6 protein-coding genes and 1 pseudogene are annotated in these 7,431 nt (G+C 64.2%); 4 read left to right on the top strand and 3 right to left on the bottom strand.

Annotated features, from left to right (window positions below):
* Window positions 1–161: 161 nt before the first annotated feature.
* A pseudogene (locus CAK78_RS06335) lies at window positions 162–1,498 on the top strand (HAAAP family serine/threonine permease).
* Window positions 1,499–1,570: 72 nt separating this feature from the next.
* Here the strand turns inward: CAK78_RS06335 and CAK78_RS06330 are convergent.
* The 3 genes from CAK78_RS06330 to metJ form a co-directional block, all read right to left on the bottom strand.
* Window positions 1,571–1,909 carry a tRNA-binding protein gene (locus tag CAK78_RS06330; RefSeq protein WP_094696731.1) on the bottom strand — a complete coding sequence of 113 codons (339 nt, stop codon included), beginning with the start codon at window positions 1,907–1,909 and terminating at the stop codon, window positions 1,571–1,573.
* An 84-nt stretch (window positions 1,910–1,993) separates the two neighbouring features.
* Window positions 1,994–2,746: an AraC family transcriptional regulator gene (locus CAK78_RS06325; protein WP_094696730.1), complete on the bottom strand. Its 753-nt coding sequence runs from the start codon at window positions 2,744–2,746 to the stop codon at window positions 1,994–1,996.
* A gap of 35 nt (window positions 2,747–2,781) precedes the next feature.
* Complete coding sequence (metJ, locus tag CAK78_RS06320; RefSeq protein ID WP_005308521.1) at window positions 2,782–3,105, bottom strand: met regulon transcriptional regulator MetJ; 324 nt, start codon at window positions 3,103–3,105, stop codon at window positions 2,782–2,784.
* A gap of 205 nt (window positions 3,106–3,310) precedes the next feature.
* On the opposite strand from metJ, the gene metB reads away from it, so the two are divergent.
* The 3 genes from metB to CAK78_RS06305 form a co-directional block, all read left to right on the top strand.
* A complete protein-coding gene (metB, locus tag CAK78_RS06315; RefSeq protein ID WP_094696729.1) occupies window positions 3,311–4,483 on the top strand; it encodes a cystathionine gamma-synthase in 1,173 nt (390 codons plus the stop codon).
* Window positions 4,483–6,951, top strand: a complete 2,469-nt coding sequence (locus tag CAK78_RS06310) for a bifunctional aspartate kinase/homoserine dehydrogenase II (RefSeq protein WP_094696728.1) — start codon at window positions 4,483–4,485, stop codon at window positions 6,949–6,951. Before metB ends, CAK78_RS06310 begins: the two co-directional genes overlap by 1 nt.
* 248 nt (window positions 6,952–7,199) lie before the next feature.
* Window positions 7,200–7,431, top strand: a 232-nt coding sequence (locus CAK78_RS06305) for a transposase (protein WP_141214132.1), incomplete at its 3' end; no start/stop codon positions are given.

The following is a 7,431-nucleotide window of genomic DNA, read 5'->3' as shown; positions in this document are numbered from 1 at the left end:
GAATTTAGTTTTACTCATTTATGTGATCCCGATTCCATTCCCAATCTCACTGGCTGAAGCCCGTAATGGTAGTGATATGTTTCAGGGGGGATTTTTGAGAATTAAATCCCGATAAACCACAATGAACTCAGATTAAAACACTGACAAAAAGTGAATTAGTAATGAGTTTATCTGTAGACGTCACAGGGGAGCTGTCCGGTTCCCGTTCCACCACCGTCAGCGCCACCCCCTGGCGCCGTCACGACACCCACTGGGTCATCAGCCTGTTTGGTACCGCCGTCGGTGCCGGCATCCTGTTCCTGCCCATCAACCTGGGTCTGGGCGGGATCTGGCCCCTCATCATAGTCGCCGTGCTGGCCGGCCCCATGACCTTCCTGGCCCACCGCGGGCTGGCGCGCTTCGTGCTCTCCTCGTCGCGCCCCCACGCCGACTTCACCGAGGTGGCCCAGGAGCACTTCGGCAAGATGGCCGGCCGCCTCATCTCGGCGCTCTACTTCCTCTCCATCTTCCCGATCCTGCTCATCTACGGGGTCGGGCTGACCAACACGGTGGAGAGCTTCATGATCAATCAGCTCGGCATGGCGACCCCGAACCGGGTGATGCTCTCCGGCATGCTGGTGTTCGCCATGATCGCCGTGATGTTGGCCGGTGAGAAGGCGATGCTGCGCGCCTTTGCCGTCATGGTCTATCCCTTGGCGGCCATCCTGGCAGCGCTCTCCTGCTACCTCATTCCCCAGTGGCAGTGGCCACAGCTGGGCAGCCTGGAGGGTGGCAGCTTCCTCAACACCGTCTGGCTGGCGCTGCCGGTCACCGTGTTCGCCTTCAGCCACGCCGCCGCCATCTCCGGCTTTGCCAACGTGCAGCGCCGGGAGTACGGCGAGCAGGCGGAAGCCACGCCGCCGCCATCTCCGGCTTTGCCAACGTGCAGCGCCGGGAGTACGGCGAGCAGGCGGAAGCCAAGAGCAGCCTGATCCTGCGCAACACCACCGTCATGCTGGTGGGTTTCGTGCTGTTCTTCGTCTTCTCCTGCGTGCTGAGCCTCTCGCCGGCCCAGCTGGCCGAGGCCAAGGCCCAGAACGTCTCGGTACTCTCCTATCTCGCCAACATCACCGACAACCCGGTGATCGTGACCCTGGGGCCGCTCATCGCCTTCATCGCCATCAGCTCCTCCTTCCTCGGTCACTTCCTCGGTGCCCGCGAGAGCCTGAAAAGCCTGATCGCCAAGCCCACCGGCCTGTCGCTGGCCAAGGCGGACAAGCTCGGCATCGCCCTGATGTTCTTCTCCATCTGGGGCGCCGCCATCATCAACCCGGGGATCCTGGGGCTGATGGAGACCCTCTCCGGCCCGGTGATCGCCATGATCCTGTTCATCATGCCGGTGGTGGCCATCTACAAGGTGGAGGCGCTGGCCCGCTTCCGCCAGCGCTGGACCAACGGCTTCATCCTGCTGACCGGCGCGCTGGCGGTGTCGGCGCTGATCTTCAGCCTGCTGAAGTAAGGGCGCGCAACCAGCCGCAAAAAAGAGAGGCGGCCCCTGGGTCGCCTCTCTTGTATCCGTCCGGTGGTGGCCTCAGCCGAGCTTGGCGCCGTTTTGCACAGCCTGCTCGGGGATGGCGATCACCACGGCGCCATCCGGCCGGTAGAAGCCGGTCAGCAGAAACTCCGACTGGAACGGGCCTATCTGCTTGGGGGGGAAGTTCACCACGGCGACGATCTGGCGGCCCACCAGCTCCTGCGGTTGGTAGAGGTCGGTGATCTGGGCGCTGCTCTTGCGCACCCCGAGCTCGGGGCCGAAATCCGCCCACACCTTGTAGGCCGGGCGGCGCGCCTCGGGGAAGGGCTCGACCCGCACCAGGGTGCCCACCCTGAGCTCCACCATCTCGAAATCCTGCCAGCTTATGGTCTGCATCTTGGCTCCTCGTTGCCCATACCTTGCATGAGCCTCAGCATGCTTCGAAACCACCTGCGCCGTCTTCGGCAAACGGCCGCCCGGTTACGGCAAGCGGCCGTTTTGTTGGCGCCAGCGGGAAGGGGTCACTCCGGTTTCAGCCAGGAAGCGCTCGCCGAAGGCCCCCTGATTCTGGTAACCGCAGCGGCTGGCCACGTCGCCGACGGGCAGGGCGGTGTGGGCGAGCAGGGTACGCGCCAGTGCCATGCGCCGCGCCCGGATGTAGTGGGAGACGCTCATCCCCACCTGCTGCTGGAAGGCGTGCTTGAACTGGCTCTGGCCGAGGCAGGCGATGGCGGCCAGCCGCTCGTTGCTGAGGGGCTCGGCGAGATGAGCCTCGATATGGCGCTGCACCTTGCCGATGCGCGGGGCGAGGCGGGCACGGCCGCGCGAGCCTGCCTGCTGCGCCTCTGCCAGCAGACCCAGCCACACCTGCTCCATGCCGGCCACGTGGCGCCCTTCTGCCACCATGCGGTGCAGGAAGGCGAGGTAGTGGCGCTGAGCCTGGTCCAGCTCGATGAAGGGGCGCTCGCCCAGCTCGCCGGGCAGCCAGTGACTCTCCTGTACCAGAAACGAGAGCGCCGGATCGGCGGCGTAGTCGTGCCGCTCACCGGGGGCGATGATGCAGGCAAAGCCGGGCATGAGCCGCCGCCCCTGGCCCTGCACCTCGATCTCGATGGGACCGTCGAGGGGGATCACCAGCTGGGCGTGGTCGTGGCTGTGGCTGCAGACGTCGCTCTGGTAGCGACGCAGGCTGAAAGGGGCGGATAGCGATGACGCGGCCTGGGGCCGCGTCATCGAAGGGGGTTTGCTGTCTGGCATCTGCTGCTGGATTACTCGGCGTCGAAATCTTCGATCTCTTTGCCCAGCGCTTCCATGATGGCACGCGCCTCGGCAGGGACGCTGTCCGGATGATCCTTGCGCAGATCTTCGTCGCAGGGCAGCGGCTGACCGGTGAAGGCGTGCAGGAAGGCTTCGCAGAGCAGCTCGCTGTTGGTCGCATGACGCAGGTTGTTCACCTGACGGCGGGTGCGCTCATCGGTCAACACCTTCAGCACCTTGAGCGGGATCGAGACGGTAATCTTCTTGACCTGTTCGCTCTTCTTGCCGTGCTCCGCGTAGGGGCTGACGTAGTCGCCGTTCCACTCTGTACCCATGATCCACCTGTTCTCGTTTAGCCGTGAGCGCGGATTTTAACCCTTAAGGAATTTAATGGCAATCCAACAGCAAAGCCATTTAGACGTCTGGAAGTGTTGACGGCTTTTTTAAGCTGGCGTAGTGTGGTTCACCATGAGCCTGCAATGGCGGGATGACGCGTGGCAGCAAGATGCCCGCGTGTGAAGAGACATCAAGGAGAGTGACATGACCCACAAGGCCACCCAAGCAGTGCGCACCGGGATTGAGACAGACACACAGCACGGTGCCGTGGTGCCACCCATCTACCTCTCCAGCAACTACACCTTTGCCGACTTTGGCGAGCCCCGTCAATACGATTATGCCCGCTCCGGCAACCCGACCCGCACCAATCTGGCGGACGCGCTGGCGGCGCTGGAAGGGGGGGCCGGCGCCGTGGTGACCGGTACCGGCATGGGGGCCGTCCATCTGGTCACCACCGCCCTGCTCAAGGCGGGGGATCTGCTGATCGCTCCCCACGACTGCTACGGCGGTACCTGGCGCCTGTTCGAGTACCTGGCGGCCAAGGGCCACTACCGGGTGCAGTTCGTCGATCAGGGGGATGCGGCGGCACTGGCCGAGGCGCTTGCCCAGCAGCCCGCGCTGGTGTGGGTGGAGACCCCCTCCAACCCGCTGCTGCGAGTGGTGGACATCGCCGCCATCGCCGAGGCGTCCCACGCGGCGGGGGCCAAGGTGGCGGTGGACAACACCTTCCTCTCGCCGCTGCTGCAACAGCCGCTGGCGCTGGGGGCCGATCTGGTGGTGCACTCCACCACCAAGTACATCAACGGCCACTCCGACGTGGTGGGCGGGGTGGCGATCGCCAAGGAACCCGAGCTGGCCGAGTCGCTGGTGTGGTGGGCCAACTGTCTGGGGCTCACCTCCGGGGCGTTCGACTCCTACCTCACCCTGCGCGGCTTGCGCACCCTGGCTCCCAGGTTGCGCGCCCATCAGGAGAACACCGACCGCATCCTCGCCTTCCTGCAGCAGCAGCCGCTGGTCAAACGCATCTATCACCCCAGCCTGCCGAGCCATCCGGGCCACGATATTGCGCGCCGTCAACAGTCCGGTTTCGGCGCCATGCTAAGTTTTGAGCTCGATTGCAACGAGGCGGGCATTCGCGCCTTCCTGGCGGCCCTCACCCTCTTCTCGGTGGCAGAATCCCTCGGCGGGGTGGAGAGTCTGGTGGCCCATCCGGCCAGCATGACCCACAGGGCCATGACCCCGGCCGCCCAGCAGGCGGCAGGCATCAGCAGCCAGCTGCTGCGCCTGTCGGTCGGTATCGAACACGGTGAGGATCTGGTGGCCGATCTGGCCCAGGCGTTTGCACAAGCACAGCAGGCACAGCAGGTGGCGAAGTAATGGAACAGCAGCAACAAGGAGAGATAGCGGTGGCAACAGAAGCAGGCTTGAAGCGACGTCACGTCCACAAATTCGGTGGCAGCAGTCTGGCGGATCCGGTCTGTTACCGCCGGGTCGCCAGCATTCTCGAACAGCAAGCCGAGCAGCAGGGGGGCGGGCGAGAGCTGGTGGTGGTCTCCGCCGCCGGCAAGACCACCAACCGGCTGATCCAGCTGGTGGAGCTGGCCGAAGCCGGCGATGAAGCCGCCGGCGAGGCCATCTCGGCCCTGCAGGCCTATCAGCAGAGCCTGATCGACGGCCTGCTGGAAGGGGAACTCCATCTCGAGCTGAGCCAGCAGCTGGCCGACGACATGCAGCTGATCGCCAAGACCCTGGAGGGGCAGTTTGACCGCTTCGAGCGCAACGGCCTGCTCGCCTTTGGCGAGGTGTGGTCGGCGCGCCTGCTGGCGGCCCTGCTTACCAGTCGCGGTGACAAGGCCATCTGGCTCGATGCCCGCAGCTTCCTGCGCGCCGAGGATGGTGCCCTGGTCAAGGTGGATACTGCGCTCTCCAGCGAACTGCTCAAGGCGCGGTTGGCGGAACACGCCGGGCGCATCGTGGTGACCGGCTTTATCGCCGCCGACATGGAGGGACGCTCCCTGCTGCTCGGCCGCAACGGCTCCGACTACAGCGCCAGCCTGCTGGCCCTGCTGGCGGACGGCGAATCCACCACCATCTGGAGTGATGTGGCCGGGGTCTACAGCGCCGACCCGCGCCGGGTCAAGGAAGCTCGCCTGCTGGAGCGCCTGAGCCTCGCCGAAGCCAACGAACTGGCCCGCCTCGGCTCCTCGGTACTGCATTCGCGCACCCTGCAGCCGGTGGCCGACAGCCGCCAGCGCCTCACCCTGCGCTGCAGCTACAACCCGGACGAGGGCTGCACCCACATCCTGCGCCGCGCCCCGCGCTCAGGCGGTGCCCGCATCGTCTCCTCGGTGGATCAGATCGCTCTGATCGAGCTCAAGGTGCTGCCGCAGACTGACTTTGAGCAGACAGTGGCAACAATCGAGGCTTATCTGGCCCGCCATCGCCTCAACCCGCTCACCCTGCAGCGCCAGCCGGATCGCCGGATCCTGCGCCTCGCCTACACCCTCGAGGTGGCGCAGGGGGCGTTCGAGCTGCTGCGCGACTTCCAGCTGCAGGGCAGCTTTACCGCTCTTATCCAGCGCGAAGGCTACAGCCTGGTGGCGCTGGTGGGGGCCGGCGTCACCGACAACGCAGAGCAGTGTCACCGCTTCTACCAGCTGCTGGCGGATCAGCCGCTGGAGTTCGTGCAGGTCGCCAAAGATGGCCTGAGCCTGGTGGCCGTGCTGCGCCAGGTGGTGCTGGAGCCGCTGCTGATCGCTCTGCACAGCGCCCTGTTCAGCCGCCCGAACCGGGTCGGGCTGGTGGTGTTCGGCAAGGGCAACATCGGCGGTCACTGGCTCAACCTCTATGCCCGCGAGAAGGCGCGGCTCGAGCATGAACTGAACCTGGCACTCACCCTCTACGGGGTGTTCAGCTCGGAAGGGGGCCTGCTGGATGAAGAGGGGCTGGATCCGCTCAAGGTGCAGGACAACTTCAATCCCAAGCCGCTGATCTGGCCCGAGCTGCTGGCCCAGCTGGAGCAGCACGGCTTCGATACCCTGATCGCGCTGGACATGACCGCCAGCGAGACGGTGAGCCGCTACTACCCGGACTTTGCCCAGCTCGGCATTCACATCATTGCCGCCAACAAGTTTGCCGGCGCCGCCGACAGCGAGTTCTACCAGCGCATCAAGCAGACCTGCCGCGACCATCAGGTGCAGTGGCGCTACAACGCCACCGTGGGCGCCGGCCTGCCGATCCAGTCCAGCATCCAGATGCTGCGCCAGAGCGGCGACCGCATTCAGGGGGTCTCCGGCATCTTCTCCGGCACTCTCTCCTGGCTGTTCCAGCAGTATGACGGCACTCGCCCCTTCTCCGAGCTGGTGGACGAGGCGTGGCAGCACGGCCTGACCGAGCCGGATCCCCGCGAGGATCTCTCCGGCCAGGATGTGCGCCGCAAGCTGCTCATTCTGGCGCGGGAGGCGGGCTTCGAGCTCGACTCCGCCGACATCGAGCTGGAGAACCTGGTGCCGGTGACCCTGCGCAAGGTGAGCACGGATCAATTCATGGACAGGCTGAAAGAGCTGGATGACCCGATCCAGACCGCCTTCGAGGGGGCGCGCCGGGTCGGCAAGGTGCTGCGCTACGTCGCCCGCTTCGAGCACGACGGCAAGGCACGAGTGGGGCTGGAGGCGCTGGAGCCCCACCACCCGTTCGCCAACCTGCTGCCCTGCGACAACGTGTTTGCCATCGAGAGCGACAGCTATCGCACCAACCCGCTGGTCATCCAGGGCCCGGGGGCCGGCCGGGAAGTGACGGCCGCCGCCATCCAGTACGACCTCTGGCAGATCTGTGCCAGCCTGTAACAGCGGACAAGCCGTTCAGCAAAAGAGGCGCCAGTGGCGCCTCTTTTGCTATGCGAAAAACGCTCTTTCTGGGCCAGCAGATACGTGCTCCGACCTTGTAGGTATGTCTACTGGTGAATAAGAAAGTGATGGTTTTATGGGCTGCATGTATATGATGTTCGGCAATATAAAATAAATCCTGATTACCCATGATTAGCAGTCACCCCGAACTATACTGATCTTATGCACAGTTATCGAGGAGCGAGATCATGGCCAAAAGCAAAGTCCAATTCCAGAAAGGCTACAGCCTGTTTGAGCTTCTCAAGGACTATGGCACTGAAGCTCAGTGCGAAAACGCGTTGTTCACTTGGCGTTTTCCTCACGGCTTTGTCTGCCCTGAATGTGCCAACAAGACCTGTTGTCACCTGAAAAGTCGGCCACGCGTGCTGCAATGCAATCACTGCCATCACCAGATGTCATTGACTGGGAACACTATTTTCG

This window comes from Aeromonas sp. A35_P, assembly GCF_002259925.1.
Classification (GTDB): domain Bacteria; phylum Pseudomonadota; class Gammaproteobacteria; order Enterobacterales; family Aeromonadaceae; genus Aeromonas; species Aeromonas dhakensis.
This window is presented reverse-complemented; position numbering and strand designations above follow the sequence as displayed.

What these genes read in the sequence shown, in the direction of transcription:
- metJ (WP_005308521.1), bottom strand. Translation starts at nt 3,105, where the DNA reads ATGGGTACAGAGTGGAACGGCGACTACGTCAGCCCCTACGCGGAGCAC.
- metB (WP_094696729.1), top strand. Translation starts at nt 3,311, where the DNA reads ATGACCCACAAGGCCACCCAAGCAGTGCGCACCGGGATTGAGACAGAC.
- CAK78_RS06310 (WP_094696728.1), top strand. Translation starts at nt 4,483, where the DNA reads ATGGAACAGCAGCAACAAGGAGAGATAGCGGTGGCAACAGAAGCAGGC.
- CAK78_RS06325 (WP_094696730.1), bottom strand. Translation starts at nt 2,746, where the DNA reads ATGACGCGGCCCCAGGCCGCGTCATCGCTATCCGCCCCTTTCAGCCTG.
- CAK78_RS06330 (WP_094696731.1), bottom strand. Translation starts at nt 1,909, where the DNA reads ATGCAGACCATAAGCTGGCAGGATTTCGAGATGGTGGAGCTCAGGGTG.